Source organism: Pseudomonas sp. (genome assembly GCF_030150285.1).
Lineage (GTDB): Bacteria > Pseudomonadota > Gammaproteobacteria > Pseudomonadales > Pseudomonadaceae > Aquipseudomonas.
The window spans coordinates 1-26,974 of the sequence record NZ_JASLGE010000089.1; the positions used below are offsets into that span (position 1 = coordinate 1).

The window sequence follows — 26,974 nt, forward strand, 5'->3', positions numbered from 1 at the left end:
GCTCTTCGCAGGGTCGTTACGTAGTGGCAAACGCGCTGCTGCGTTGATGAGCTTGATCCAATCGGCCAAGCTCAACGGGCATGATCCGTACGCCTACTTGAAGGACGTTTTCACGCGCCTGCCGACGCAGCGGGCAAGTGATATCGGAGAGCTATTGCCACATCGTTGGCAACCGACTTAGTTACGCAAGATGGGATGCCCGAACGGATACAAATCCAGGTCTGCCAACCAGCCGATAAATTTCAGATTTGACATAGAAGCGCAGACTTCAATTTTGACTCAGCGTTTTTATACACTCTGGGCCGGTTGCTGCCCTTCGCGAAAGGATGCAATCGACCCAAAGCCGTCGGTCCTAATTTCGAAATTGGCGAACCACTCGATCGCCGCCAGCACTTCGGCCAGTTGCTGGAACTCTGCCGCGGTTAGCCGGCGTTCACTCTGAATAACAAGGCCGGGCATCAAGTTTCCTCCCAGTTTTTCTGGTGGATGTTGAGGCAGCGTTGCACGACTTCTTCTACGTGAGGATGACGCGGCGAGTCCGTGTAGATCTCTCTTCCATAGAAGGGAAGAGCGCCCAGGAAGTTTTCCAGCACGGCATCCACCTCGAGCGAAAGCAGGACCAGTGTCTTGAAGGCGTTGGGTACCTGGTCTTTTTCAAATCTGGCCCATCTATCAGTCATGGCTCGTTCAGCCTTACCCGCTTTATCCCATTCCTTGGATTTATGGTGCACCAGCGCATTCCGCGCTTTAACCAGTCCTTTTAGGCCGTTGATTGCAGGGCCGTCCTCCCTGAGGGATCGGCCGCAAATGAGTCGAGGGACAATCATCCACTTACCCAACAAATCCATCTTGTCCAGGTAATCGGTGGCCACTTTATCGCTCAGCTGAATGGCAGCTAAGTCAAATACAGCGGCTTCGAGGGCCATCGCGGAGAAAACGATGGTTTTTATCCCCGCCTCACTCTTTATTTTTTCGTGTTCGTCGTAGGCTGCATAGTCGTGTCGCAATTCTGGATGAGGAACAGGATTGGCCATTTCAGACAAGAACTGAGCAAAGGCCTCCTCAGCAATTTCTGCGTAGGTGTCGGCCATGGTATCGACACGGATGTAGGTATCACGGATCTGAAACGGTTCGGTCGTGCCCATCACGCGTCCTTGGGATTAATTGGTGATAACGTATTTTATCGCTAATAGATGGTGCCTTAGCCATGGCTAAGTTCAGGTTCGCTTTTGGCCGAATGCTGCCTGTCAGAGGACTGGTTTACCCATCGTTAGGATTACTGTCGAGACCGTGAGCCCGGGAGGAGGAGCTGGCGAGGGTGGGGCAAAAATGGGCAAACCGTACGCCAATCCATGCCATTCAATGCCATTCAATGCCAATCAATGCCAATCAATGCCAATCAATGCCAATCATACGTTTGTGCATGCAGTAGTGATATGCGTTGAGCCTCAATAAACACATGGGATTGGGGCTTAACGACCGAAATACTGCAGCGCAATCGGCGTATGTCAGAGCTGTTCGACCTGACATACACAATTAGCCCCGATCAAAACGTTGGCAGGTTTTCGAGGTTGTCCCGCTTCTTGCTGTTTGCGTCAGTGGAAAGGTAAATCTCTTCCACCACATGCACATCGGACCCTTTCTCCGACTCCCCTTTTCCATTGCTAACCCACGTAGAGAACGTTGCCTTTTTCAAACGGATCAGATCGGCAACAAAACCCCTTGGCACGGCGCGTTTAGTGCCGAAAGCCTTTGGGAGATTTTCGCTTACCAGGACGTAGTCAATATGTTTTTTGTCGGCGTTGTATCGAACTGCTGTGATGCAAAAGTCAGTCATGGTCAATCCTCGCTGTCATGGCAAAGTGCCTTTGATGAAGTGGGGAGCTGACTTGAGTTTTGCAAGTGGGTGTATTGGAAGAAATTATAAAGCCCCTGAGCCTACAACGGCTGCGGGGCTTTTTTTCGTTGCTGATGGGTTCAGTTCGAAGGGCGGGGATAATACCAATCAGCACGATTTAGGGCGGTTTCAAGATATCTCGTGCGCTCTAACTCGTTGATTTAATTGCGCCACAAGCAACATCAGGGCGCTGGAAGGATCGCATCGTAATGTTTGCGAAACAAAACAGTGCCGAAAGCCAGAAGATGTCAACAACTGATTTGATAAAAGCTGCGCGAGAGCATGGTAGGAAGCACTCTCCCTACACGGCGAAGTAAGTAGGAAAAGAATCATGGATTACGATGGCTGAATTGCCCCTAGTTTCCTGGGCTCATTCGAAGGTCTGCATTTGGCCGCTTGCCCCCCTTCAAACGAACACTGCAATCGACTCAATGAAATAACAACTCAGCCCCTACACAAAAAAGCCCACCCCCTCAAAAACCTATTTCCTGATGTCCCGCATTAACTGACCTGCCACTGTCCCTCCATCATCAAAGGGGGCCTTTCGGCATATGATCAGGCACTTCACCACACTGTCCCTATTCGCGCTTCTCGCCAGTTGCACGAGCCAGACTGAGCCGGCACTCAAGCCTGCCTTCGACAGCAGTCGCAACCCTGACCTGCTCGCTCCGGATTTGTACCCGAACGGTGCTATATCGGAGAAGGAGCCGGTCGTTCGCTATGGGCGCTATACGTTGGTGAGTACGCTGCCTACGTCATGGCAGCGGGATCTGATGGCGCAGATTATCGATGTGAATATCCCGGCGAATATGAAGCCGAATGTGCGTGATGCGATGCAGTACGTTATGGATCGTTCGGGGTTTTCGCTGTGTGCGGCCACCTCTGGTCACGTCAATATTCTGTATACCCGGCCGCTACCAGCCGCGCAGTTCAAGCTGGGGCCAATGACGTTGCGTAACACGCTGCAGGTGCTGGCCGGGCCCGCCTGGCAGGTGAAGGTCGATGAGGTCAATCGTCAGGTGTGTTATGTGTTGCGACCCGGCTATCAACTTCCTGATGCGCCCTCACCGGCTTCAACTTTGGTCGCTACACAGCCTGCAGTTGCGAAGCCGTTACCGCCGGTAAAAGAGGCTGTGGCCATTGCGGCTGTACCGACAGTCCCCGGTATTGCGACATCGCCAGCCGTTTCTACCCCCACCGCCCCCACCCAGAAGGTTACTTTGCCGCAGGACGAGCTGGCTGTTACGCGCCCTGTGCCAACCGACATTGCGCGCGCCACTGGGCCAGCAACCGGCACTACGAGGTGGACGGCTCCCGTCGGGAGCACGTTGCATAAAACCATTACCGACTGGTGCAAGCAGGCGGGCTGGCAGTTGGTCTGGAGTCAGGAGGATCTGGACTATCCGATTGAGGCACCTTTGAGTTTCAACGGTTCATTTCAGGAAGCGATTGCGCAGATTTTCCCGCTGTACGACCACGCACCCCGCCGCTTCGCCGTAGACGGTAACCCTGTCCAGCGGATGGTTTACGTGTCCGAGAGGGCGAGATGATGCGTGCTCTCTTTAAGATGAGTTGCCTCATTGCGAGCATGCAACTCTGCACCAGTTGTTCGCTGCAACCGGTCAGCGATTCGATAACACGCGCTGAAGCCGAGGCGGCTGATGCCTCTCGCCACGCCGGTCTCTTACGAAACCAGCAAGCCGAACCGCCACGGGATACGGTGATTTTCAGCACCAAGCCCTGGGTCTCCACCCAGCCGATGATCGCCAAGCGTGGTCTGCCGGCGGCACTGGATTGTGAGCGCACTTATCGCCCGGCCGGAGCCGTGACGATCAGCGAGGTGGCGCAGTTCATCTCTCAGGAGTGCGGGCTGTCTGTGCAGGTATCGCCGGATGCCATCAATCCTCAGGTGAATGCACGCCCTTCCAAAAGCAGTCAGCCAGCCACTGGGGCTCCTCCTGCTATAACCCCGAATCCGGAGAGTCTGGCCGGACTTTTCCCGCCGGGCCTAAGCCAACAGGCTGGGTCAAATTTGCATGGCATGGACTTCCTGGGTCAGGTAGCCCCGAAAACGGTCAGCGGGATCAAGTTCAATGGCCGAGTGTCGGCCTTGCTGGACCTTGTAACGTCTCGCTTGGGGCTGGCCTGGCAGTACTCGCCTACCGAGCGCGCCGTGCGGGTGTATGACTTCGATACGCGGGTGTTTGAGGTGTATGCCTTTGGCGATCAGCAGGTCATTGAAAACACCGTTAAATCCGGTATGACAACCACCTCGGGCACGTCTGGGGGCAGCACTGGCAGCGGTTCCGGGGCCAGTGGCGAGTCGGGTAGCCATCAAAGTACGCAGGTCACGCTCAATACCTCGATCCTGAGCGATATCGAGCAAAATGTGCAGGCCATGCTCAGCCCTTCGCCGCCCGGGCGTCTGTTTATGGCCGCGTCTACCGGCACTCTGACGGTGACGGACCGCCCGGAGGTGCTGGCCCGTGTAGAGGCGTATCTGGCCAAAACCAACCGCGCCATCACCCGGCAGGTGCTGTTCAACGTTAAGGTGTTTGAGGTCACGCTGACCGACAAGGACCAGTTGGGCCTGGACTGGTCAGCGGTCTATAAATCCTTGAGCAGCAACTGGGGCTTTTCGCTGAGTAACACCCTGGCCGGCCTGAGTGACAATGCGGTGTCTGGCTCAATCGGCATCGTTGATGGCGCGAATTCGCCTTGGGCGGGCTCGACCGCGATCATCAAGGCCTTGGCCGAACAAGGCCGGGTGTCGAATGTGCGCTCCCCCTCCGTGACCACGCTCAATCTGCAGCCTGCCCCCATTCAGATTGGCAATGTGAAGGGCTATATCCCGTCGAGCACCACCTCCACCACCGCCTCGGTGGGCACCAGTACCTCGTTGAACGCCGGCACTATTACCTCTGGGTTCAATATGACGCTGTTGCCGCGAATCACCCAGGACGATGAAGTGCTGGTGATGATTTCGATCAATATGAGTTCAAAACCCATCTTTCAAACCTTCACCAGCAACGACTCCAGCGTCCAGACGGCGGATTACGACACCAAGGTGTTGAGCCCCAAGGTCAAACTGCGCAGTGGGCAAACGCTGATTCTGTCGGGGTTTGATGAGAAAACCGAAGACGCTACGTTTAGCGGTGTCGGCAAGCCACGGTTCTGGGGGCTGGGCGGGGCACAAAGTCGTACCTCGACCCATAGCGTGTTGGTGGTGTTGATCACGCCGATTCTGCTCGGCGACCCTGCACCGTGGAGGGGCTGATATGGAGAACCCGACGGCTCTGCCTCAGATTCACATCCTTCGTTACCACGGTCATGGCTTTGTGCTGGGCTTGCTGTGGCACCCGCTCAGCAGCCTGGCAGGTTATAAGCGCGAAGCTCGCCAGTTCGGCCGCGAACACGGTCTGGACATGGCGGCTATTCGGCGCACCGACTTCATTATTCAGGCGGGGTTTGCGGCGCGCAGTACCGGGGCCGTCAAGGGTATGTATTCACTGGCGTCCACACTTGCCAGGCAACTGGGGGACTCGTGGATTGCCGCGTGGCGGATTGCAGCCGACGAAGACCGCTATGGGCTGGTCGCGCTGTTTGAAGGGGCGGTTATTCCGGGCAGTGACCGGGTCGGCAACGCCGAAGACATTCAGCGTAAGGTCGCGCAGTTACAGGGCCGTTCACTGCACTTTGCCGAAACTTTTTTACCGCCCGAGTTTCAACTGGGCGGCCGCCCACTGGACATTGAGGCCTTGCTTGAGCCGCGCCATTTACGCCGTGAAGACCGCCTGCGGCCTCTTGCCTTTGGTCTGTCGCCACGAGAACGATTCAAGCTTGCCGGGCTTGGTACTGCGCTGGTCGTTGGGCTGCTCGGTTGGCAGCAATGGCACGCTTACAGCACCCGCCAGGCTCAGGACACTGATCGTGTTGCCGAACAGAGACGGCTAGCGGAGTTGGCGGCACTCGATGCCCATCCTCCAACAGAGCAATCCATTCAGGCCCTGGAGCATCCGTGGGCCAGGCAAGCTTCTGTGGAGACCTTTATCGATGCCTGTCACAGCGCCATCGACCGGCTGCCACTGAGCCTCGCGGGCTGGTTGTTTACGACCGCGCAATGCGATGGCGAGCGGGCATCCGCCACGTTCAAACGCACAGGCAACAGCACGGCAGAAGCTTTTATCAGCGCCGCAAACGGGCACTTTGACGACAGCCCGGCGTTTTTTGATGAGGGCAACAGTGCGGCCCTTAAAAACGCCCTCTCGCTCACCCCGGCGGGTGATGAGCCGTTGCAGAACGTCAACGAGGCCTTGGCCACTATGACGTCGTGGCTCCATGGCCAGAATCTGGAGCCGACCCTGAAAGAGATCCCGGTGCAGATCAAAAAGCCTAAAGCCCTGCCTGGCCAACCCGAACCGCCCACACCGCCCCCGCCGGACTGGAAGCACTATGAGCTGAAGTTCAGCAGCGCCTTACCGCCGGCCACGGTACTTCATGAAGTGCCCGGCACTGGCTTTCGACTGCGCAGCATCACCACCCACCTGCACAACCACCAACTGACCTGGACCGTGACAGGAGATGTGTATGCGCGCTAAATCGATCCTTCTGCTGTTGTGCGTCACCGGCCTGAGTCACGCCGAAACCGCCATCTCGGTGGGCGAACTGTCCACGGTACAGAGCGAAACCTATCTGTATAAAGCCCAGGGCGAACGCGCCAAAGCGTTACGCGCATTGGAGGGCGACGGCTTGAGCCTGCCAAGCAGCACGGCGGTCTCCAGCATCAGCGAGCATCTGCCCGTGGTCAAAATGGTGTCTGGGCCCCGTCAGGCGCTGCGCGCAACTCTGCTGTACAGCGGGGGTTATGAAGTTGATGCGCTCGTCGGCGGCCCCGAGTTACCTGGCGGCTATTCCGTGGTCAGCATCAGCGTTGATCGCGTGGTGTTACGCCGTGCCGACAAGCGCTACCCCTTGGGGTTTGCCACCACGCCACCCATGGCCACCAGCAACGGTGGGGCATTGCTGCCCCCAGCCATGGGGTTGCCGGGCATGCCGCCAGGTCAACCTGCTCCGGTGTTTGCGCCATGACCTCATACACACTCCCCTCGCGCCTGCTCACCGCGGTGGGCGAGCCGTGGGCGCTTAATGCCGAGTTGCGTCAGTTCTGCGCGTTGACGGAGTCCGGGCTGCTGTTTGTCTCTGAACAGCACCTCACTGACCCCTTTGTCATGGCCCTGATGGATCGCCTCGATCGCGCCAATGTCGCCTTTGAGGTCAAGGCGTCGTGCATGAGCGAAATCCAGGCGCTCTATCAAGCGCAGACGGTGAATGCCGACACGCTCACTGCGCCCACCAGCACTCAACGTCAGCAAGAAGTCATTGCCCTGATGGGCCGGGCGCATCAGGCCAGGGCCAGTGATATTCATTTTGTAGTGGGCCACGAGATCACGCGGATCTTTTTCCGCGTGCATGGCCTGCTGACTGCCGCCGGGGAAATCCCCAGTTCCAAAGGCCGTGAGCTGTGTTCTGCGCTGTACAACAGCATGTGCGATGTGGCCAAAGAACACTTTCAGCCGGAAATAAGCCAGGACGCCCGGGTCAGCCGTCAGTTTGTCGATCAACTGGGGCTGTTCGGTGCACGCGTCTCTACCCGCCCCTTGGTAAACGGGCCCTTGATGGTGTTGCGATTGCTGTCGGACGACAAGTCCAGGCAATCACTGGAAGACCTGGGCTTTTTGCCCAGCCAAATCGCACAAATCAAACGCCTGTGCCGACTGCCTTACGGTGTGAATTTCATCACCGGCCCCACCGGGTCCGGCAAGTCCAAAACCTTGCAGGTCAACCTCAACCTCCTGGCACAGGAAACGGGGGGCACACGGCATATCCTGACCGTTGAAGACCCGCCCGAATACCCGCTCTTGGCTAATCAGTCACCCTTGGGGCCCGGAGAAACCTGGGTAAACGCAATCGCCAACTCCATGCGCCTCGACCCGGATATTTTGATGTACGGCGAGGTACGGGATTTGCCGTCGTGCATCGCCGCATTTACCGGCGGGTTGACGGGGCACCTGGTGCTTTCGACCTTGCACACCAATAACGCGATCGCCTCGATTCAGCGGGTGATCGACATGGGCATGGACATCAGCCTGGTCACCGACCCTGCACTGTTGACCGGCATCATCAATCAGTCCCTGTTGCCGGTGCTTTGCACGCACTGTCGCAAGCCGGCAAGCGACCACCTGCCCGAGCTCGACAGCGCCCTGGTGCAGCGCCTGCAGCGGCTGACGACGATTGAGGAAGTCTGGCTACAAGGTGACGGTTGCCCGCAGTGCCAACAGTTGGGTGTCACGACCCGTACCGTGGTAGCTGAGGTGTTGGTCAGCACCCACGGTTTTATGCGTGTCTTCCGCGAACAGGGCGCTGGGGAAGCCCGCAATTATTGGGTTCGTGAAATGGGCGGCATCACCAAAACCAGCCACACCCTAAGCAAGGTGCGCGCCGGTTTGATCGACCCACGCATGGCTGAAACCATCGTCGGCCCTCTGGATTTTGATCAGTACATTCTGGAGGGGCAGCATGCTGACTAGGTGGCTGGACGGCTACAACGCCGTGGCCGAGGGCTGGTATCGACGCCAATTCGGGACGCCGGAAAAGATACAGTTTTACGAAAGCATGATCGCGTTGCTGGAAAACGGCGTCACCCTCAATGAAGCGCTCAAAGAGGTTGCCGGGGTGTACAGCGATCAGGGCAAACAGCCCCGTCACCCGATCTCGCTGGCCTGCTCGGCCATGGCCCGAAGTGTTCAAAACGGTAAACCGCTGGCGGACGCCTGCCAGAGCTGGATGTCGTATCAGGAGGTGGCGATTATCGCGGCTGGTGAACGCACAGGTCACTTGCTGCAGGCATTTTTTGATTGCGTGCGCGTGCTCGAAGCCCAGCAAAAAATCCTCTCACTGGTGCTGTCATCGGCGCTGTATCCGACACTGCTGTGGAGCCTGATGGCTTACCTGCTGCACATCATTGCCACGCGCATGGTCCCGGCCATGTCACGCCGCTCGGACCCTGAATCGTGGACAGGCGTGCCCGCCTTGCTCTACGCCATTGCCCACTACGTTGAACAATGGGGCCTGCTCACGTTGAGCGTCGCGGTTATTTTACTGGCGGTGTCGATCATTACCTTGCCGTACTTCTGCGGGACGCTGCGGGTGATGCTGGAGCGGTTTCCACCGTGGTCGATCTACAAAACCCTGCACGGCTCGACCTTTCTGCTGAATATCTCGGTGATGCTGCGCGCCAACATCAATCAGGTTGAAGCCCTCGATACCCTCAAACTCAACGCCAAACCCTGGCTTCGTGAACGCCTTGTGGCCGTGCGCTATGGCGTGCGCATGGGCAAAAACTTTGGCGAAGCGCTGCAACTGGCCAGGCATGACTTTCCGGACAAGCAGGCGGTGCAGTTTTTGTGCGTGCTGGCCACGCGAAAAGGGTTTTCCGAGGCCATTCACCGCTTCAGCCAACGCTGGCTGGAAAACTCGCTCAAGCGCATCGAGCGCTATTCAAAGGGCCTGCTGATTTTTTCATCCGTCGCCATTGGCTCACTGATGATCCTCGTACTCGTGGGGACCTACAGCCTGCAAAGCGACATCACCAGCGCGTTGCAGCGCTGAATTTCGACGAGGTAATTTCCATGCATTCCACTCTGCGCAATCCCGCTGACCAACGAGGCTTTATCGATCTGTCGATGTTATTTGTGCTGATCTGTATTGCCATTGGTATTGGCTACGCGATCTACAACGGGGGCTCGTTGCTCGGCAGTTCTGACGTCAGCAACGAACAATCCAACATCGGCCAATTGGTCGCCAACACCCGCAAGCTCAAAGGCAGCGACGGCTACGGGCCTTCCGGCAGCAACCTGGTGGACCAACTGATCGCCAGTAAAGGCCTGCCCAACATGAGCGTGTCCGGCGGCACGCTGTACAACGCCTGGAACGGTACCGTCACCGTGGCGTCCGGTGGCATGACCTTCACCCTCACCGAAAACGGCCTGCCAGTGGATGCCTGCATGACACTGGCAACCAAAATCAGCCGCGGGCAAAAAGTCAGTACCTCAATCAATGGCGGCACTCGTGTTACAGGAGAAGTCTCATCCGCAATTGCTGCTGCCAACTGCACTGATTCGGATGAAAACACCGTCGCGTGGACGGTTTATTAGATGAACACCTCCGTCCCGGGCGGTCATCAGCGCGGCTTCATGGCCGTGGAACTGATATTCGCAATCATCGCTTTCAGTCTGTTGAGTGCCCTGGGCGCTCGCCTTCTGGCCAGCCGTATGGATTCGCAAAACTATCAGATAGCAGCCCAACAGCAGCAAATCGTTGCTGATGCGGCCGCTCGGTACATTAAAGACCATTACCGCGCGGTATTGGCCGCTGCGACGCCTACGGTCCCGGCACAAATCACCGTTGAGATGCTGCGCAACACGCGTTATCTGCCTGAAGGCTTTAACGATACCAACACCTTCGGCCAACGGTTTCTGGTGCTGGCTCGCAGCCCTGTTCCCGACCAACTGGAATCGATTCTGATCACCACGGGAGGGGAATCTATTGATGAAATCGGCACCCGAGAAATCGCTGAAAACCTGGGCGGTACGGGCGGATTTATCCCCGTCAACAAGACCGATACCGTGCAGGGTATTCGGGGCGGTTGGCAGATCGCCTTGAATCACTTCGGGATCAACCCAGGGGTGGGCCACACCGCCAGCGCGCTGTTTCTGCAGGACGGCACGCTGGCCAATGACTACCTCTACCGCAACGCCATCCCCGGCAAACCTGAGCTCAACCGGATGAACACGGCTCTGGACATGGGCAACAGTGATGTGACCAACGCGGCCAATATCAGTGCCTCGGGCACTGTAACGGCAGCCGACGAAATAAACACCAACACCGCCCGTATAGCGGGTGAGACCTACACCGGCAACTGGTTTCGCACGCTGGGCGACACGGGCTGGTACAACGAAAAATGGGGCGGTGGCTGGTACATGTCCGACGCCAGTTGGGTCCGCGCCTATGGCGATAAAAGCGTCTACACGCCAGGACAGATCCGCGCCGGAACACTGGCCTCGGAAGGACGTGCAGAGATAGGCGAATACCTCCAACTGGTCGGCGTGGCCACCGAAAACACCGCGTGTTCACCCGATGGATTGATCGGCCGCGACTCTGCGGGCTTAACCCTGTCATGCCAATCCGGCCTCTGGAAAGGTGCGCGCGCCGGGCCAGGCAAACTGGCCAATGTCGGTACCTATTGGGGAATCGTCACGCGTACCAATACGTCAACGTCCCCGATTTATGTCAACGCTTTCGGCGGCAATGGCGTCGGCGGAACCTGCGGCAACGTCTACCAGATGAGTGCTGCTGTTTTTTACGGCAGTTGGATTACCGTCTCCGGCTCGGTACACACCTACGACCTGGGCTCAAAGTCCACCTCCACGGGCTTTATGGTGCCAGGTGGCAGCGCTTACCGGGTGTCGTCCTACCCTTTCCAGTGTGGAGCCGGCGTGATTTATCTGACCGAGTTCACCCCCTGAGCCCAGACCTGACGAGCACCTGGTATGCCTTTTTACTGGCTTGTGATGTTAATCACAGGCATTGCCCTCAACCTGTTGAGCGAACACTCGGATCGCGCCGAGACCGTTGCTCTGCAAGGTGACACCTCTGCCATCGCGCACAACCTGTTGATCTATCGCCAAGCCTTAGCCATCTATGCACAAGCCCATAGTGAAGCCGAAGGCGCGGTGGAAGATTTCGCCTTGAAACTACCGGGCTGGTTTGAGCACCTGCCGGGGGTTGAGGGTTATGTTTCTGGAGGGGCGAGCTATACGTTTTATGCACAACCGCCAGCCGGGTTGGCCACTCGGCTGGCTGAATTAACAACCAACTCCACCGCCGTGGGGCTCAATGTGCAAGGCCGATTAGTCAGCCCAAGCGCGGGAGAAACGATAATCGTGCTGCCGCCTGCCCTCCCCATGGGAGCGGCGGTGCTTTATCGATAACAGAGAATTTGGCAGACCGAATTAGCGTGTGGCACACTGTTTTAGTTCACAGATTTCACCTCGCTGGCTACTGGCGGTCATCAGTAGCGCTCGGTGACGCGGTTTACCCGTCACCACCCCAAAGCACGCTGAGCTCCGGGAAGCGCGTGCGGATCTGGTCGAAAGCTCTCCCTGTGTCTCCCTGTTCCAAGCCAGACACGCAGCCGTCAACTCGTGAATAGCGAGTCCAAAGGCACATAGGGTTTTCTTGAGGTTCGAAGCATCGTCATCCAAGAGCCGCACGGGTGTTGCGGCTCACTCTTTTTAAAGCACCCCCGATGGGTAGCCTGATGACCTTGCGAAGGCTCATGAGGCTACCCATTGGTAGCGACTTTTCCTGGCCGGTGGCCCGCCGGCGAAACGCAGGGCTCCCTTTGTGCGCGGATGCGTGCCTTAAGCTTACTGGCCCCAGCCACGATAATCGGCCAGGCGACATTGAACCGTCACGATCACAGCCCAGAGATCAAAGGCGCTTCATGACTTGCAGGTGGCATGCTTTTCAGACAGTGCGTTGGACTGTAACCGAGAGCAGGGTTTGGTTCGTTGCTCTCGGTGGTTTTTCAAATTGTGAATGAGGTGCTAATAAGCTTTCGCGACTTTATTGTCAGCGGAACCAGCCGAGTGGGCGTTTAAAAAGCAGTCAGAAGCTCGCTTTTACCATGCAAAAACTGCGCATCTATGCGCAGTTTTTGATCAATAAAATACCCGTAAATACTAGGAAAAAAGACTATAGGAGCCTATAGTGACCCTGTTAATTTCAGTTCCACCTGGGAGGTGAGGTATGAAACTCGAAGACCGCATGAGCCGCTCGATTAAGCAGCGTAAAAGCGTGGTCGTCTTGCGTTCGGAATTTGCCCTGATGGGGAGTGACTCTCAGGTCGGGCGAGTGCTGGCCCGCTTTGTGAATGACGGAATGCTTGTTCGCGTGAGTAAGGGAGCGTTCGCCAAGACCCGCATCAACAAGTTCACCGGCAAGCCCACCCCAGCGGGGACGCTGGAAATGATCGCAGCGGAGCTTTTCCGTAAGCTCAATATTTCGGTGACTCCAAGCTCACTCGTTTCAGAGTACAACAGCGGCAGATCAACGCAGATCCCCATGGGAGCAACTGTTAACACAGGTGGTCGACGCATTTCGCGGAAAGTGACTGTAGGGAATAGCACCTTAACTTATGAAAACAATTCCAGATGATCTGAAGTCTGACATCGAAGATGCCGCCACCGCAGAACTGCTTGGAAACCTGCCTGCTGTCGTCGTTGAAAAAGACCAGCACATCACCGATGCACTGCGCGTTTTGTCCCAAATCCAAATCATGCACACTGCGCATCAGCAGGATCGCCAGAAGGGAGACGTCAAGCCTGCGACGATCAACCTGGCAACACGGCTGATTTTTGCTGGGGGTACCTGCCTTTCGAAAGCTCACGGCCTTATCGAGAGAATGTCTGAAGACATTGACATCAAGGTCATATTAGAAAAAGTGCCTGAAGGCTACGCTATGGAAAAGGCGAACCGAGGGCGCTTAAAGGATTTGCAAAAAGAGGTAGAGCGCAGCCTGACGCAAATGGGCTTCGAATACGTCGTCCACGACAACCAAGAAAACCCGGTCCTACGAGACAGCCGTCGCTACTACTGCCTATTGGTCTCGTACGGTGCACATTTCCAGGACGTGTCTGGCGTACTTCGCCCCCAACTTAAGCTTGAGCTAATTCATCGGCCTCCAATGCTGGCTGACGAGATGTGCGAAATGGGGTACATGCTTGACCCATTTATCGATCGCCATGCTCCCGTCCGGTTTTCCATGAGTTGCATTACCGTGGCAGAGACCTTGGCTGAAAAAGTACTGTCGCTACTGCGCCGTTGTGCCTGGAACTGGGACGGACATCAACGCGGAGACTTTGATACCGCCTTGGTTCGCCACATCTACGATGTCTGGCGGATCGCAGAGAGCAAGCCTGATGCAATAGAGCCCGCTTGTCTGATCTTTGACGCGCTGGTCCAAATGGATGTGGAAGAGTTCAGAGGACAGCATCCAGAATTTGATCAGGATCCATACACCGTGCTTCACAGAACCTTGGCCGCGGCTGCTACCCACGAAGAGTTGAAAGCGAACTTCGAGCAGCGTCTGAAACCGTTACTGTACACCGTCGATAAACCGGATTATCAAAGCTGCTATGTGGTTTTCGCTGATGTCGCAAGGCGTCTGCTGAATTACACCGTATGAGCGAATTCATTAAAGTTGGAAGGCTCATTAGACACCCAACACCTAGATAGTCATTACCCTTTAGAGAAACCATCATGACAGAAAAACTTTCCAAATCCAGGCGCACACTCCTAGTGCAACTTGAAGGCATTCTTGGACAGGAATGCTACAACGCCAGCATCCAAAATTATGGCCCCGGCGGAATACGAGAGGCCGCTGGCCGCAGCTATAGATACCCGGTTACAATCCGAGAAATTGACGGAAACAAACAAAAAATAAACTCACCTACGATTCCAGACAATGCCTCTGACGAGGCCGTACGCAGTGGGTACTACGCTTTTGGAGCGAATCAGCTTGATGTTATGTCAGGCATTGATCGGATATTAACCTTCTTAGAAAAGAAACATGGTCTTATAATTCGAGACTAATCTCTGTTCGAAATCCCTTCAAAAAACGACTTCAGTAAAAACGCTGCCAGTAACGCCAAGAGATCACAATAGCTAAGCGGTATGAATTCCTTAGCCTTCACCGAAACATCCACTCAAACTTTAAACGTAACGATTATTGACAGAGCCCGGTGTCGTTTCCATGCTTACCCTATGTATCGCTGACGTCGTCAGCAACATGCCCAGTAGTCAGGATCTTCAAGACTACGATGCGGTTTACCGCATTGATCCACGCCCAAGATCGCCATAGCTTCCGGTAGCGCGATCAATCGACGCAAGTCGATGGAAGCATCTAAATTACCCACCCATGACGGGCCTCCCCCGTCAGGGCAGGCCTCTCGACTTTTTTGGAGGTCTGATGAAAACCGAACTGGCTCTCTATCAAGCGTTGATCTCGATTAACGTTCCCGAGCAGAAAGCTAATGCAGTCATTGAAGCGTTGGAGTCCGATATGCATTCACTGCTGGCAACCAAAGCTGATCTGGCCGCCCTTCACGCTGAACTTAAAGCCGATTTGGCTCAGCTTGAAGTCAAACTCACCCTCCGCATGGGCCTGATGCTGTCAGCAACCGCGGGTGTCATGCTTGCTGCAATAAAACTGATGCTCTAAACACCGCTACACCAGCTTTACCCACCTTCGCGGGGAATACTTTCCCCCAAGGGCGAAGTGTTTCTCCGCTTTCTGCTTCTTTGAAATTGGAGATTCACCATGAGCACTTCTCTCACCCACGAAAGCAAATTCTTCGACCTGCACACCACGGGCATCGGTTACCTCAACCGTATCCGTGAAGTGAAACCTCGCGGCAAGGGCAAGCCTTTTATGGCTGTCGCGGTTGCTGCACTGCACGGTTCATCCGATGACGTCGAATATTCCTACATCGACTGCAATGTCGTCGGCGCTGAGGCTGAAAAGCTGATTCGTCGTTGCCAGGAAGCCGTCGAGGCCGGGAAGAAAGTGCTTGTCAGCTTTCGTATCGGCGACCTCTGGGCTGATGCCTTTACCTACGAGAAAGGCGATAAACAAGGCCAACCGGGAGCCAGTCTCAAAGGACGCCTGCTATTTATCGGCTGGATCAAAGTGGATGGCGACACCGTCTACGAAGCCAAACCAAAAGACGCGGCTGAACCCCTTGAAGGCAACGCTGAATCCGGTTCGGCAAGTGCAACACCACAGGCTGATGAAAAACAACGTCAGCCCGCTTGATTGAAATCAAGGCACCCTCTTGGGTGCCTTATCAATCCATGTTCATCGCCCTATCCAAGGCACTTCCATTACCGACATCCACGCCGGTTCGGGTGCGTTCACATACTTGGAGAGACCTTATGGCCCGAGCGATTCTGGCCTCTCCTCTTGCCCGCAACGCGCTTGTCAGTCCGATAAAGCGTTGCCCGGAGCCACGCATGATTAACATCCCTGGCCAACTGGCCATCCGCACCATTAGCGGTCGCAATGGCGACTTCAACGTGGGGCGACTTTCCACCTCAATCGGTGAGTTCATCATCAAAGATGCCCTCCTCGATCAATACGATGAAGGCAAATACAAAGGCGACTTTCTGATAACGGAAATCCGTCCTTCGTATTACTCCACTGCAGGTCGTTTGGTCGTTGAGATTCGTGCAAAGCTGGACAGCATGAGCCTTGATGACGTCGACAATCTGACCACAGAAGAGGCCGCCAAGCTCTCGCCAAACGAACCGGACCCCATTGATGAAGAGCCTTCGGCTTCTCTCTCAACGCCAGAACACCGGCCAACTGAGCGACCCGTAACAGCCGCCACTCAACAGGCATCACTGGAAGATGCCCCGTTTGGCATGGCACCGGCCAACACCACAACAGACCCGCAGGCAGATGCTGCGCTGTTCGGCACCCTTTGGCCACTGAGCGAAACAGTCAGGCTAGACACCACCGTTGACCGTCAGCAATTACGCCAACAGTGTCGTCGGCTCTCAGACCTCGGCTACCTGCACGACTTCAAACTGCAACTCTGGAACCTGTCCAACACCTGACAGAGTCCGCCACTCAACCACGCCAATCGGCACACCCATGAGGAACTCCCTCTTGGGCGCTCCTCTTCACACCAGGAGCATCACATGAATCCCATTTTCAACCACCTGACCGCCAAAACGCTGGACAACATCGACGACCACCTTGCCAACAACCAGGTGTCGACGGATGAAGAGCTGTGGGACCTTTTTATAGAGGACCTCGACTTAACCGCCGAGCAAGCCGATGCCGCCGTGGAGCTTCGCCCCCAATACTGGGTACGAACATTTCTGAAGGGGCACAGCCCGTTGTTCCAGGAAAATGCCATCTGGTTTGATCCGAACGACAACACGTTCAAGTCCGACGCATCACTGGCTACCGAGCAATAACACGTCATTCACCGCCAATAACCCGAAGGGCTTCACTGCCCTTCAGGGCGGTGAAGCCCTCCACTCTGGAGGTTCACATGCCCAACCCTACCCCGCTCTTCCCCATTGAGGAGTGCCCCGACCTGTTTGTCGACGCGTGCGCGTGCGATGAGCAGCGCAATCTGGTCTTTCTCTCCGCCTGGGGCCGCGACACGGCGCTGCAGGAGTTTCTGGCCAGGCTCACACTCGGCTCATCCGAAAACGGTCTGGATCAATTTCATATCGTGGCCGACGGCCGCAGTCTTCCGGTATTTCCTAACACCGACTTGCTGGAAAAACGCACCACACGGCAGTTTCGCGGCACCTTGTTCGGGAGCCTGCTGCATCTGTGGCTGTTCGACCGGCGCTGCGTTCAACCTGACCGCGCAAACCACTTCGCTTACGCCCTGCTTGAAAACGGGCAATCCCCTTATCAACGGCTTTGGCCACTGATCACCGAAACCTGCCCGTTACCGCTTCTGCCGCACTGGCGTGAACCGGTTATGGACGTCCTGACCCGACACGACATGTTGCAGCCCCTTCCAGGGACGTCAGGCCCACTCACAGCCTGGCGTTTATCGCTGCAACTCGACGTGCTTGAACCTTCCTTGGGCGATTTGATTCGCGCGGGACACCTCACTACTCACGCTCAATCCTGAGCCTTCAAACAGGGGGCCCTATCATGGCTTTGATGTTTACGCGCCTGGCGCACAATTTCGCCCGCAACGGCTATTACCCCACCGACGAAACCACACTGGAACGCGTGTTGCTGGCTTTAGCGCCCTCTCCGAACGGCAAAATGCGGATCTTTGACCCGTGTGCCGGCGAAGGTGCCGCACTGGCCGAAACCGCCCATGCACTGGGACGTGACCGCGTAGAGACTTACGCGGTCGAGTACGACCAGGAACGTGCAGAGCACTGCAAAACACTGCTTGATCGCGTGTTGCACAGCGACCTGATGGACACCCTCATCAGCCGCCAGTCCTTCGGGCTGCTGTGGCTCAACCCACCTTACGGAGACTTGGTCAGCGACCATTGCGGTGCTTCACAGTACCAAGGCAACGGTCGCCAACGACTGGAGAAAGCGTTCTATCAACGGGCGCTTCCTCTGCTGCAATACGGCGGCGTGCTGGTGTTTATCGTCCCGTACTCTGTGCTGGACGACGAACTGTGCGGCTGGTTGTGCAGCCACTTCACTGAGCTGCGGATCTACAGCGCGTCTGATCCGACCTTCAAACAAGTGGTGATATTCGGCATCCGCATTCGACGCCAGGATCTGGCCCGACCACAAGACGTCAAATACACCCGCGCCCGCCTTCAGGCGATTGGCACGGGGGCATTAACGGCAGAAGCGTTACCCGAAAACTGGCCGCGGGAGCCCTACAGAGTCTTGTCGGCGACCACAGAGCTGGAACACTTTTACCGCATCACACTGGAACCGGAGCAATTGAGCCAAGAGGTCAAACGGCTGCGTGGCTTATGGCCGGACTTCACCCTGCACTTTGGTCAAAGCGGCATACCACCAAGGCCACCTGTACGCAAACTGTCGAGCTGGCACCTGGCGTTAGCTTTGGCTGCCGGGGCGATATCGGGGGTTGTCACCTCAAAAAATGGGCGCGTTTTAGTGCTCAAGGGCGACACCTACAAAGACAAGGTCCGCAAGACTGAGTTTACCGAAGACCAGGACGGCAACGTCTCCGAGGTCTGCATCCTGACGGATCGTTTCGTGCCCATTATCCGGGCATGGGACATGACGTCAGACTCACCTGAACTTGGACGTGTCATCACCATCAGCTCCTCGGCCGACACGCCAGCCCAGCCTGATGAGCCACACCCGACGGCCTCGCTATTTGAGCCCGGACGTTTGGTAATGACTCAGGGCGTTGCTGAACTGGCGGATAAAGACACTCTCGACGTAACCCATTACCTCAAACGTCACTTTGCGGGCGACTGGGGCGACCTCGAGTATTACGACCGGACCAGTAACCAACACGCGTTGGCAAACGGAGGTCGCTTGCTCTCCAGATACACCCTAGACGATGACCTCGAACCTGAACTCTGGATCATCACCGAAGCCGACCGAAGTGCAACCACCGTGTTGCTGCCATCGGAATACTGACCTACCACGCCTATCCGGCACTTCCTCACCCACAGGGTATTCACCATACCCGCCGGGGTGTCGTGCATGCCCTGTTTCACCCTTCCCGGAGAAACACCCATGAACGACTTGCCCCAAGGCTTTACCCAAGCCCCTCTCTCAACCCTGTCCATTGGCCTGACTGATTTCATCAACGAGTTCGGCGATGAACTACTCGACTCCCTCAACCGCTCCAACCCGCCGGTCTACGCCGGACACTTGAACCCTGCACGCCAACGGGTAATGGACGGCCTCAAACGCCAACCGTTTCCCGCACAGGCCGAGGTGGTTCAAGCCGTCGCTGCCTTGCTGCTCGATCGCAATGAACAGGCCGCCATCATCAACGCCGAAATGGGCACCGGTAAAACCATGATGGCCATCGCCACTGCAGCCGTGCTGCACAGCGAAGGTTATCGCCGCACGCTGGTCATTGCGCCGCCGCACCTGGTCTACAAGTGGCGACGCGAGATCCTTGAAACCCTACCGGATGCTCGGGTTTGGGTACTGAACGGGCCCGATACCCTGGTCAAACTCCTCACGTTGCGCGATCAACTGGGCGATGCCTACGACGGGCGACAAGAGTTCTTTATCCTGGGGCGCGTGCGCATGCGGATGGGGTTCCACTGGCGTCCAGCCTGTTGGCCTCGTCGTACTGGCGGGGGTCATCACCTTGCAAGCTGCTCCAACTGCGGCCGCGTACTTGAAGACCAGGACAGTCAACGGATCACTGTCGAAGCCTTTAACCAAGAAGAACGCCGACGAAATTGCCCTCATTGCCAAAGCCCACTGTGGACGCTGATGCGTCCGGGCAAAGCTGAAAACGGCACTCGTCGGGCAACCATCCTCAAATCAATGTGCCGTATTCCGACCATTGGCCCGATACGCGCCGACCGCTTGCTGAACGATTTCGGGGAGGATTTTCTCGCCTCGATGCTGATCGACAATGTCAGCGAATTTATCAACCTGATGGACGCCCAAGGCCACTTCATCTTCAACGACCGCCAGGCCAAACGCATGGAACGCGCCATGGCCAACATCGAGTTCGGTTTTGGCGAAGGCGGTTACCAACCCACCGAGTTCATCAAGCGCTACCTGCCTGATGGCTACTTCGACCTGCTGGTCGTAGACGAAGGACACGAGTACAAAAACAGTGGCTCTGCTCAAGGCCAGGCCATGGGCGTATTGGCAGCCAAAGCGCGTAAAACCGTCTTGCTGACCGGCACCTTGATGGGCGGCTACGCCGACGACCTGTTCTACCTCCTGTTCCGCATCCTCACACGCAGCATGATCGAGGACGGCTACAGACCTAACGCACGCGGCAGCATGGCCCCCTCGGCCATGTCATTTATGCGCGACCACGGGGTGTTGAAAGACATCTACACCGAGCGAGACAACCAATCGCACAAAACCGCCAAAGGCAAAAAACTCTCGGTACGCACGGTAAAAGCCCCCGGCTTCGGCCCCAAAGGCATTCACCGCTACGTGCTCCCCTTTACCGTGTTTCTCAAGCTCAAAGACATCGGCGGCAACATCCTGCCGACCTACCAAGAGGAATTCATCGACATCGCCATGTCGACAACACAGGCCTCGGCCTACCAGCAACTGGCGGGCAAACTCACCGCAGAACTGCGTCAGGCACTGGCTCGTCGAGACACCACCCTTCTAGGCGTGGTACTCAACGTGCTTCTGGCCTGGCCGGACTGCTGCTTCCGACCGGAAATCATCAAACATCCACGCAGCAAAGACACGCTGGCCTTTGTGCCCGCGCTATTTGCGGATGAAGACATAATGCCCAAGGAACAGGCGTTACTCGACCTCTGCCTCACGGAAAAAGCCAAGGGCCGCAAGGTCCTGGCCTACACCGTCTACAGCGGCACCCGCGACACCACCGCACGCCTGAAACGGTTGCTGGAACAGGCCGGACTGAAGGTAGCAGTGTTGAGAGCGTCAGTGGATACCGCCAGACGCGAGGATTGGATACTCGACCAGGTAGACCGAGGGATCGACGTGCTGATCACCAACCCGGAGCTGGTAAAGACTGGATTGGACCTGCTCGACTTTTCCACCATTGCCTTTCTGCAGACCGGTTACAACGTCTACACGTTGCAACAGGCGGCACGAAGGTCATGGCGGATAGGGCAAAAGCACCCGGTGCGCGTGATCTTTTTTGGCTATGCCGGCAGCTCGCAGATGACCTGCCTGCAGTTGATGGCCAAGAAGATTGCGGTAGCGCAGAGCACGTCAGGAGATGTGCCCGAGTCAGGGCTGGACTCGCTGAATCAGGATGGGGATTCGGTGGAAATGGCGTTGGCGCGGCAGTTGATTGGGATGTAAGGGATGGCCACCCTTTGGGGTGGCCATTATTTATGCGCATCGCTCGGCTGGCACTCTACGCAACATTATCAATTCAAGTCACCCATTGATCGGGTATCGGCTACCTAGCTATTGATCCCTTCGTAAGAACCTCAACGGATCACTGAGTTTGGCCTGTGCTGCAGCATAAGCAGCTTTGAGATCTAGGGTCTGATCGGACGAGAGATCAGGCTTGTGACGCTCCCAAATCGCCAGACCTTCTTGAATCCGATGTTCGTCTTGGAAGCAATCGGTGATGGCCTTGATAACGGTGTCGCTGACTGAGATGTGCATAGGTCAATATCGGCTCGTTGTTGGTGAACCATTAACGCATCACGACTGCGGCTCTGTCATGAGATCCTGAGATCGACGTTTGCCGAGGATGTATAGCTGTGTTCTGAACCCGTAATAGTATGGTCTGGGAAATGCTTTCCAAAACGGTGTAATTCAGGTGCGGAACAAACGACCGTGAGCCCGCTTCCTAACTGGCTGCGCTTCAGCCGTGTCAGACCGGCATAAACCAACGCTAGGCTTTGGGCTTTGGGCGTTGGCCGCATCTGTTACATAGACCACCAGAAGACGGGACTACTATCCCTTAAAGCTATGCAAGGTGGTTACTTGGTCATCTGACACCTCGTTCTGGCGAGCATTCTCGCCTAAAAGGGTGTCCTGTTTCATTTAGAACACTACACCCTCAGATCTCTCTTGAAATCGAGGCAAATGACCTTAATATGATCTTATCTGGCCATCATTATTTTCAATCATGGGTGTTTCTCGGGGTTAGGTCGAAATGGCAGAACATGAAGACGCTAAGCCCGCGAGCGGGCGCTTTAACACAAATGATGAGACTAAGCGGATCGTATGGATACAGAGCGCCGGTCATTGTGAACTGTGTGGCACAGATCTAACGTTCGACTATCGTGCCGGCAAACCAATGAAATGGGGCGAAGTGGCGCATATCCTACCAGCCAGCCCCAAAGGTCCTCGGGGACGCGCAGATCATGACGCTGAGGCACACACAAACGATACCGCTAACCTGATGCTCCTGTGCCCAGGCTGTCATGATAAAATTGATCGTGACGGAGATGGTTATCCTGAAAATGATTTGAGTGGTTTACACCAAGCGTATCTGGAACGCATCCGACTCGCCGCAACGACCCCCGATGGTGGCAGAGCCATTCCTCTCATTGTCCAGAGTCAGCATTTCCAGACGATCAACGATATTCCCGTTCGCGATCTGTTGACTGCGATGTCCGCCGAGGGATTAACCGCCTTCGATCAAGGCATCAAAATCACCTTCGCTGCGCCTGGACCACGTGGCAGGGACACTACCTATTGGCAGAACGTCAAAGACAGCGTCCAGTATGAACTGGAGCAGCAACTCAAGCGTCGCGGCGGCACCTATGGCGACTCGCCCGCGTTAGCACTAGTAGGTTTGGCCGATATCCCTGCTTTGATGATGTTGGGCCAGAGTATCGGCGACCGTTCCAAACGCTTAATCTTCTCTTTTCACCGCGAGCATCTTTTGCGTTGGCCCAATCAGTCTGCTGAGCCGCCTGATTTTCTGTTTACGCCTCCACCCAACGGCGATGGCCCACTGGCGTTGGTGCTTTCCATTTCTGCGCAAGTTCCAGTTCGCGACGTGACTGACGCTCTACCCGGCGCATGTATTGCAGAGCTGTCGATCCCAGAACCAAGCTACGCGATGGTACAGAACCGTCGGGTGATTCATGCCTTTCGCGACGCACTTCAAATACGACTGAGCCAGCTTGAGGCTCTGACTCCTGACCCTATCCACGTCTTCGCCGCAATTCCCGCAGCATTGGCGATCGAGTTTGGCGCGTTGCTCACAACAGAGCATCAACATACGTACCTGATCTTCGATCGGGACAAAGAAAACCAAGGTCGGTTTACGCAAACACTGCAATTAGGCCCCACGGCCTAGGAGGCATAAGTAATGCTATTGAGCAACGAACAGACCAAGCGCAGCAGTTGGGAATATTTTCTGCTTCGCGCCGCGCGGGAAATCTCGTTGTCGGAGGCACAGTACGAAAAAATCAATGATCGCTACTCCCAACTGGAAAAAATCCTCTCCGTTTCTGACAATCCCCTGCTCGCTGAGGCCCATATTTTCGTTCAAGGCTCTATGAGGCTGAAAACGACCATTAAGCCAATCCCCGGCGCGCCTGCGGATCTGGACACCATTGATGCGGACGCGATCATTTGGCTCCCTTATGCTCAAGGCGCTGGTGCTCAGGAAATTTTAGAAGCCATTGAAGAGCGCTTTCGGGAAGGCTCCCGCGTTCAGGAAGAAGTTAAGCAACTCCGTCGTGGCATTCGGGTCATTTATGCCGACGAAAATCCAGGTTTCCACATCGATATCACGCCTGCCCGCGCGATTAATGGAAATGGCGAAGCAAAAGGTGAGGGTAAGCTGGAAGTTCCGGATCGGGTCACAGGTTGGAAAGCAAGCAGCCCCATTCCTTACTCTAATTGGTTGCAGGTTGCTTCTGCCCAGGAAATCTTTCTGGAAAGCTTGGTGGTTGCCAAAAGCCAGCGGATGCTTGATGCAGCAACGCAAGATCCTTTGCCGCATTATCAGGATTACATCGATCAAGACCCTCTGCGCGCGACAATAAAGCTGCTTAAGCGGCATCGCGATGAATGGGCCATCAAGACAAAAAGCGCTGATACTCGCCCCATATCTGCGATCATCACGACCTTGGCCACTCACGCATACTTGGATGTCGTAAAAGAGTCCAAGTCGAAACCTTTGGCACCGCTCGATGCAATTTTGGAAATCGTTCGCAGGATGCCGCAACATATTGCGCATAGAGGTAACGATTACTTCGTCTGCAACCCTGCTGATAACGGCGAAAACTTTGCAGAGAAGTGGAATAGACCCAGCGAGGGGCAAGGCTATCGTCAGGCATTTGCCAAGTGGCATGCGAACGCAAGTTCATCGGTGTCATTAGGCTTGGAAAGCTTTGAGTCCAATGATTCTTTTGCCGAGGCAGTGAAAAAGAACTTCGGTATTGCGCCAGCATTCATCACAGCAGTAAATAATGAGATACCAGCGAATTGGACGATGCCTGGTCGACCGGATGGCACTACTCGAAACTCGGCTTCGATGGGCTCGCTCTTCGGAGGGGCTAGCCTGGGTGAAACCTCTCAATCGAGCGTAAAGCCAGTTGGACGCCTTGGCTGATCCTATTAAGACACCATTGCAGCGCGGAATCGCCGCACTGCGAAATATCTTAGGTCATGATGCTGCCGATGCACTGCTCCAGCCCGCACCCATGCGGGCTGACGAAGCGGCGTGCTTTCACTTTCCCTTGCCCGTCGATTACACGGGTCACGAGCGGCGACTGCGTATTGGTTTCCCCTCCAACTTCCCCCGTGGGCTTTTGCGGCTGAACGTCGAACCCTCCCCATGGTTGGTTTGGCCGCATGCCACCAAGTCAGGGCTTTGCCTTCATGGCTTTCAGGAGCGCCCAATTATGGGCTCCCCGGAGGTCGTTGTAGAGGACAGCCTTGCTCGCTTGGCCAAGATCGTTTCGTTATCCAAGATGGGATCAAGTCAGGCAACGCGCGATATCGAATTTCAAAATGAGATAACTACGTACTGGTCTTTTCAGCACGGTCAATCATTCCAAAACCTCTTACTTCTGGACCGACCTCAGGTTGCCTCGCAGTTGTTTGCTCTCAGCGATCCGCGCAGGGCTGTGCCATCCGGTCAGGAAACGGTTTGGCTAGCATCTAACATAGCTGCACTCAAATGGCATTACCGACGGGTTGTCGGGCGCTCCACTGTAATTCGCGCGGCTGAATCTCCGGGTTTTTACGTCAAACTTCAAACTTATCCGGATATTCGTACCCCAGATCCAGAAAATTTATTGCTGTGGCTTAAACCACATCTTCAACCAGACGATGCCGAGCAGTTGCTGACATGGTTTGAGCTGCACGGAACGTTGGCAAGCCGATGGATAGTCCTGGAGCTTCCAGGAGGGGCAGATGCTCCAACTTATTGCCTCAATGTACGCACGCTTGGTGTACAGCAAGAGCGGGGGGCAAAGTTTGGCTTGCGCACGGCGCGCCGCCGGCCAGCTATCACAGATGCACATCCTCCAGCGCTCGTCCGAGCAACTGCCTTGGATGTACTTGATCGTGCCTCCATTCTGTCCCGCGATATAAGCGGCACTGTAAAGCACCTTGAAAATGCTCGGGTAGTTTGTGTAGGCGTTGGCTCGTTAGGCAGTGCGGTGGCAATACAATTAGCGCGATCCGGGGTCGGACACCTTACCCTCATCGATCCCGACACTTTGGTGTCAGCCAATCTAGGGAGGCACGTTCTGGGAGCGGATAGCCTAGGTAGACCGAAAGCCTCAGCGTTGAGAGACAAAATTCTTTTAGATCTTCCGACTACAGAATGCACCGCTTTTCCGACTTATGCCGAAGTAGTTATGAGCAGCAAACCAGAAGTATTCGATACCGCAGATCTAGTGGTGATCACGACAGCAGACTGGGAATCGGAGGTCACTGTATGGCGAGCCAAATCCAGCGGTGTTACTTGGGGGTTGTTACAAGCCTGGAGCGAACCGTACACCCAAGTAGGCCATGCGCTATTCGCACCAGCCGGTACATTTGATGGCCGTCATTTGTTCACGGACATCGGAGATTTCCTACATAAATTTACAGAGTGGCCGGGAGGGGGTGTTATTCCACTCCCCGCGTGTGGGGAGAGCTTCATCCCAGGCGGATCGCTGGGGATGACCAATATCGCCTCAATGGTGTCGCACACAGCTTTACGCGCATTGACCGGCAACATCGACAATGCAGTTTGGGTCAGCAGTATTTACAGACCTGAAGATGTGCCGAGCCTAGGAGGTCTATACCATGGACCCAAACTGCCAGAGGGGGCGCAGCAAATTCTACTGGAGCGCGGATGGCCGGAACATATGGATGAAACGGCATGACCGATATCGCTTGGCGCTGGAGATGGCCGGAAGTGGATTCCGAGCTATTAGTATCGCAAGCCGTCGCGGACGTCTTGGATAGTCATCGGCAGGGCCTTTTTGGCGTGGAGCGAGGCGGACAGTTATTCGTCAACCCCGTTAATCCGAAAGGGTTGCTGCTGGCCTTGGCCACGCGGCCTCATCGCTCCGATCAATCTGGCTGGTCTTGGCTTGAGTTGGATGCGGAGCGGTGCCGTCGGGAGATCCAGGCTGCCAACGAGCAAGGTTTGCGGCTGGTGGGCTATTGGCATACGCATCCCCAATCTGTTCCGGTGATCTCTCCGGCAGACGTAGGAAGTTTCTCCAGATTTGCTGCGCGTTACACACAGGATCTGCCGCACCCAATAGCCGTTATCGTAGGCAAGTCCATAAAACCAGAAGGCATCAAGGCGTGGTCTTTCAGGGGCGGCAGATATGTTGAGGCAACCTGGCTCAGATAAGCTTCAAGTC

The 26,974-nt window shown here is 55.8% G+C and carries 27 protein-coding genes; 24 read left to right on the forward strand and 3 right to left on the reverse strand.

Annotated elements, in window-relative coordinates; all coding sequences use genetic code 11:
• The coding region (locus Q1W15_RS20680) for a transposase domain-containing protein (RefSeq protein WP_300731653.1) at window positions 1-181 on the forward strand (181 nt) is incomplete at its 5' end.
• 107 nt (window positions 182-288) lie between these two features.
• Here Q1W15_RS20680 and Q1W15_RS20685 read toward each other — a convergent pair.
• From Q1W15_RS20685 to Q1W15_RS20695, 3 genes are all read right to left on the reverse strand, one after another.
• Window positions 289-459: a hypothetical protein gene (locus Q1W15_RS20685; protein ID WP_300731655.1), complete on the reverse strand. Its 171-nt coding sequence runs from the start codon at window positions 457-459 to the stop codon at window positions 289-291.
• A complete protein-coding gene (locus Q1W15_RS20690) occupies window positions 459-1,145 on the reverse strand; it encodes a hypothetical protein (protein WP_300731658.1) in 687 nt (228 codons plus the stop codon). The genes Q1W15_RS20685 and Q1W15_RS20690 overlap by 1 nt, the downstream gene beginning before the upstream one ends.
• Before the next feature lie 401 nt (window positions 1,146-1,546).
• Window positions 1,547-1,837: a DUF3892 domain-containing protein gene (locus tag Q1W15_RS20695; RefSeq protein ID WP_122552633.1), complete on the reverse strand. Its 291-nt coding sequence runs from the start codon at window positions 1,835-1,837 to the stop codon at window positions 1,547-1,549.
• Between the two features lie 611 nt (window positions 1,838-2,448).
• Here Q1W15_RS20695 and Q1W15_RS20700 point away from each other — a divergent pair.
• From Q1W15_RS20700 to Q1W15_RS20810, 23 genes are all read left to right on the forward strand, one after another.
• Window positions 2,449-3,447 (forward strand): TcpQ domain-containing protein, encoded by a 999-nt coding sequence (locus Q1W15_RS20700; RefSeq protein ID WP_300731671.1) that lies wholly within the window; start codon window positions 2,449-2,451, stop codon window positions 3,445-3,447.
• On the forward strand, window positions 3,444-5,174 hold the full coding sequence (locus Q1W15_RS20705) for a PilN family type IVB pilus formation outer membrane protein (RefSeq protein WP_300731672.1): 1,731 nt from the start codon (window positions 3,444-3,446) through the stop codon (window positions 5,172-5,174). Before Q1W15_RS20700 ends, Q1W15_RS20705 begins: the two co-directional genes overlap by 4 nt.
• A 1-nt stretch (window position 5,175) precedes the next feature.
• Window positions 5,176-6,495 (forward strand): type 4b pilus protein PilO2, encoded by a 1,320-nt coding sequence (pilO2, locus tag Q1W15_RS20710; protein WP_300731673.1) that lies wholly within the window; start codon window positions 5,176-5,178, stop codon window positions 6,493-6,495.
• Window positions 6,485-6,985, forward strand: a complete 501-nt coding sequence (gene pilP / locus Q1W15_RS20715; protein ID WP_300731675.1) for a type IV pilus biogenesis protein PilP — start codon at window positions 6,485-6,487, stop codon at window positions 6,983-6,985. The genes pilO2 and pilP overlap by 11 nt, the downstream gene beginning before the upstream one ends.
• A complete protein-coding gene (locus tag Q1W15_RS20720) occupies window positions 6,982-8,484 on the forward strand; it encodes a GspE/PulE family protein (protein WP_300731677.1) in 1,503 nt (500 codons plus the stop codon). The genes pilP and Q1W15_RS20720 overlap by 4 nt, the downstream gene beginning before the upstream one ends.
• Entirely contained in the window at window positions 8,474-9,565 is a 1,092-nt protein-coding gene (locus tag Q1W15_RS20725) for a type II secretion system F family protein (RefSeq protein ID WP_300731680.1), read from the forward strand. The genes Q1W15_RS20720 and Q1W15_RS20725 overlap by 11 nt, the downstream gene beginning before the upstream one ends.
• A gap of 20 nt (window positions 9,566-9,585) precedes the next feature.
• On the forward strand, window positions 9,586-10,110 hold the full coding sequence (locus Q1W15_RS20730; protein ID WP_300731683.1) for a type 4 pilus major pilin: 525 nt from the start codon (window positions 9,586-9,588) through the stop codon (window positions 10,108-10,110).
• Window positions 10,111-11,481 (forward strand): shufflon system plasmid conjugative transfer pilus tip adhesin PilV, encoded by a 1,371-nt coding sequence (pilV, locus tag Q1W15_RS20735; RefSeq protein ID WP_300731685.1) that lies wholly within the window; start codon window positions 10,111-10,113, stop codon window positions 11,479-11,481.
• A gap of 24 nt (window positions 11,482-11,505) precedes the next feature.
• Window positions 11,506-11,946 (forward strand): type IV pilus biogenesis protein PilM, encoded by a 441-nt coding sequence (gene pilM / locus Q1W15_RS20740; protein WP_300731687.1) that lies wholly within the window; start codon window positions 11,506-11,508, stop codon window positions 11,944-11,946.
• 820 nt (window positions 11,947-12,766) lie between these two features.
• A complete protein-coding gene (locus Q1W15_RS20745; protein ID WP_300731690.1) occupies window positions 12,767-13,174 on the forward strand; it encodes a DUF6088 family protein in 408 nt (135 codons plus the stop codon).
• Window positions 13,155-14,204 (forward strand): nucleotidyl transferase AbiEii/AbiGii toxin family protein, encoded by a 1,050-nt coding sequence (locus Q1W15_RS20750; RefSeq protein ID WP_300731693.1) that lies wholly within the window; start codon window positions 13,155-13,157, stop codon window positions 14,202-14,204. Before Q1W15_RS20745 ends, Q1W15_RS20750 begins: the two co-directional genes overlap by 20 nt.
• A gap of 74 nt (window positions 14,205-14,278) precedes the next feature.
• The gene (locus Q1W15_RS20755; RefSeq protein ID WP_300731695.1) at window positions 14,279-14,611 is read left to right on the forward strand and encodes a hypothetical protein; all 333 of its coding nucleotides are present in this window, start codon (window positions 14,279-14,281) and stop codon (window positions 14,609-14,611) included.
• A gap of 376 nt (window positions 14,612-14,987) precedes the next feature.
• Window positions 14,988-15,239 carry a hypothetical protein gene (locus tag Q1W15_RS20760; RefSeq protein ID WP_300731698.1) on the forward strand — a complete coding sequence of 84 codons (252 nt, stop codon included), beginning with the start codon at window positions 14,988-14,990 and terminating at the stop codon, window positions 15,237-15,239.
• A 99-nt stretch (window positions 15,240-15,338) separates the two neighbouring features.
• Window positions 15,339-15,833, forward strand: a complete 495-nt coding sequence (locus Q1W15_RS20765; RefSeq protein ID WP_300731701.1) for an STY4534 family ICE replication protein — start codon at window positions 15,339-15,341, stop codon at window positions 15,831-15,833.
• Between the two features lie 197 nt (window positions 15,834-16,030).
• Window positions 16,031-16,636, forward strand: a complete 606-nt coding sequence (locus Q1W15_RS20770; protein WP_300731704.1) for a DUF3275 family protein — start codon at window positions 16,031-16,033, stop codon at window positions 16,634-16,636.
• An 84-nt stretch (window positions 16,637-16,720) separates the two neighbouring features.
• Window positions 16,721-17,002, forward strand: coding sequence for a hypothetical protein (locus tag Q1W15_RS20775; RefSeq protein ID WP_300731706.1), 282 nt, complete (start codon window positions 16,721-16,723; stop codon window positions 17,000-17,002).
• Between the two features lie 77 nt (window positions 17,003-17,079).
• Entirely contained in the window at window positions 17,080-17,679 is a 600-nt protein-coding gene (locus Q1W15_RS20780) for a hypothetical protein (protein WP_300731708.1), read from the forward strand.
• A gap of 23 nt (window positions 17,680-17,702) precedes the next feature.
• Window positions 17,703-19,139 (forward strand): DUF6094 domain-containing protein, encoded by a 1,437-nt coding sequence (locus Q1W15_RS20785; RefSeq protein WP_300731711.1) that lies wholly within the window; start codon window positions 17,703-17,705, stop codon window positions 19,137-19,139.
• A 99-nt stretch (window positions 19,140-19,238) separates the two neighbouring features.
• A complete protein-coding gene (locus Q1W15_RS20790) occupies window positions 19,239-21,491 on the forward strand; it encodes a DEAD/DEAH box helicase (RefSeq protein ID WP_300731714.1) in 2,253 nt (750 codons plus the stop codon).
• 808 nt (window positions 21,492-22,299) lie between these two features.
• Entirely contained in the window at window positions 22,300-23,454 is a 1,155-nt protein-coding gene (locus Q1W15_RS20795) for an SAVED domain-containing protein (protein WP_300731717.1), read from the forward strand.
• A gap of 12 nt (window positions 23,455-23,466) precedes the next feature.
• On the forward strand, window positions 23,467-24,717 hold the full coding sequence (locus Q1W15_RS20800; protein ID WP_300731720.1) for a nucleotidyltransferase: 1,251 nt from the start codon (window positions 23,467-23,469) through the stop codon (window positions 24,715-24,717).
• Window positions 24,701-26,485, forward strand: a complete 1,785-nt coding sequence (locus Q1W15_RS20805) for a ThiF family adenylyltransferase (protein WP_367280643.1) — start codon at window positions 24,701-24,703, stop codon at window positions 26,483-26,485. The genes Q1W15_RS20800 and Q1W15_RS20805 overlap by 17 nt, the downstream gene beginning before the upstream one ends.
• Window positions 26,482-26,964 (forward strand): Mov34/MPN/PAD-1 family protein, encoded by a 483-nt coding sequence (locus Q1W15_RS20810; RefSeq protein WP_300731726.1) that lies wholly within the window; start codon window positions 26,482-26,484, stop codon window positions 26,962-26,964. Before Q1W15_RS20805 ends, Q1W15_RS20810 begins: the two co-directional genes overlap by 4 nt.
• Window positions 26,965-26,974 lie beyond the last annotated feature (10 nt).